General features: G+C 54.8%; 2 protein-coding genes. One reads left to right on the plus strand and one right to left on the minus strand.

Annotation, left to right across the window (positions count from 1 at the left end; genetic code table 11):
* Positions 1–824: 824 nt before the first annotated feature.
* Positions 825–1055, minus strand: coding sequence for a hypothetical protein (locus BN903_RS08570; RefSeq protein ID WP_048077352.1), 231 nt, complete (start codon positions 1053–1055; stop codon positions 825–827).
* A 245-nt stretch (positions 1056–1300) separates the two neighbouring features.
* Between BN903_RS08570 and BN903_RS08575 the strand changes: the two genes are divergently transcribed.
* Positions 1301–1666 carry a hypothetical protein gene (locus BN903_RS08575; RefSeq protein WP_048077353.1) on the plus strand — a complete coding sequence of 122 codons (366 nt, stop codon included), beginning with the start codon at positions 1301–1303 and terminating at the stop codon, positions 1664–1666.
* Positions 1667–1986 lie beyond the last annotated feature (320 nt).

A 1986-nucleotide genomic window follows, 5' to 3' on the forward strand; every position in this document is an offset into this window, starting at 1 on the left:
ATACGAAACGCTCGGACGGCGGACTCTTATCCTGATCATTTTTCGTTCGACGGTCGCTAATTAAGAAACATCTGGCTTTGTTGAAGCCCTCCTCTGTTGACGGTTTTACACCCCTAATCGCTCAGTACAGGGGACTCACGAATCGCTCAGTACAGAAAGTGAGTCTAACACCGTGTTAAATTTCGTTGTTCACCAACCCAAAAGATTCATGCCGAACTAACAAACAAATTACTGTATGAATAGACGGTCCACGCTCCTCATCCTTGTAGGGGTGTTTTCGTCCATTGTAGGGTGTTCGGCTCTCCAACCGACGAGTCAACCAACGCCCTCTCGTTCATCTGACGCAGGTGTATCTAATCTATCGAAAGCCTCCCTCAGAATCTAAACACCCAGTGGGGCGGAGTACTTTGGGCTGTATCGCTTAGACGGGCGGTCTGAGGATGGCTCGATTACTGAAAGCATGGACATAGCTGCGGCAGCTCCCTTGATTCGCCATGACGTCATTCCGATTTCTCGTTCTGAACGTTGTGAGTACACCATTGACGCTACAATTCATCAAGACGACGAGCGAGTCACTACGGAACATTCCGTGTCATTCAGTCCCTCTGATGAGCAGCAGACCCTCGTAATCACCGTTACTGCTCCAAGTGATGTGTCGATTACCACCGAGACACTCTGATACACTCGCAGCTCTCATCCCCCGGCTGTTTCAAGCGAGAATGTGTCTGAAGAATAGGATTTCAACAGAGCCTGTTACTTCTATATTGAACGAACCAAGCCAGAATATATTATTATTTGAGGATTTTTAATAGAGCCGACTATATCTATGTTGATTGCTGCCTATTGTCACTTGATGATGTGTATGCACGAATGAAGCTTGGACCATATACCAAGCCGAATCCAACGAGAAATGAGATGGCAAAGATGAGCCCTTGCGCCAAGATCGCCTCCTGCCGACCGATAATGGACTGGATGACAACGCCTGTACTACCGGCGAGGAAGGCAGCAATCAACAACATCGCCATCGAGTTGAATGAAGTATCGGGGAACCCCATATGACACAGAATACATCCCACTAACATGAACTATTTGGCAAAAATTATCATCGTATGAATGGCTCACGTCGTGTGTGAGCAGCGACAAGTGGTCAATTCGCACTCTTCAGCGACCAGACGTTTCAGGCAAGAATATATCTGAAGGATAGTAATTCAACAGAGCGAAACAGCTACGATACGCAGCGGATCCGGATCCGTGTACCCATGAGTGGTTATATATAAACTGAGATGAACTATCGAGCAGAATGAGCGAACAGGAGATCGACGAGGTCGAACAGCTCCGCCGCCTCGGGATCGGATTCGCACTGGGCGGAACCGCGTTCGGCGGACTGTCGTTCGTCACGAACGCGAGTGTGAGCGGGGTCACGTTGATCGTCGCCGGACTCCTCGTCTGGGGAGTCGAGCATCGACGAAAGCGGACCGTCGGAATCGGCTTGGGGATCGGCTTTACCGGAGTGGTGGGGATGGTGAGCGCGGCGGTCGACGCCGGGTTCGACCCCATCCCGTTGGCCGCGACGCTCGTCGGATTCGGCATCGCGGATTACCTGCTCGCCCCGGCTTACGCGAAACTGCGGGGCGCGGGCGAAGAGGCGAGCGAAGCGGACCGCTGACCGCCTCCTGTGATCCGTCCCCCGGCCACCGTCGCCCTCGCGGCAGGATGAGAGCGCAGCGGCGTATCGGTCGGTAGCGACTCCCTCGTGCGGGCTGTTCGCGTACTTAAAACGGCACTCGCAGGCGTGCGCCACCGCGGTCGGTTGCCGCCTCGTTGCGCCGAGTGCGAAGCGATTAGTCGCCGCCGCCGCAAGGCTCGGTATGGAGACGACCGAGACCACGCCGGCGTTCCGCGGGCTGGAGAGCCGCGCGTCGGGACGGGTCCACGAGACGGCCGACGCGACGACCATCGACGCCGACGAGCGGGCGCGCGGACTCG

It is taken from the genome of Halorubrum sp. AJ67, from assembly GCF_000513435.1.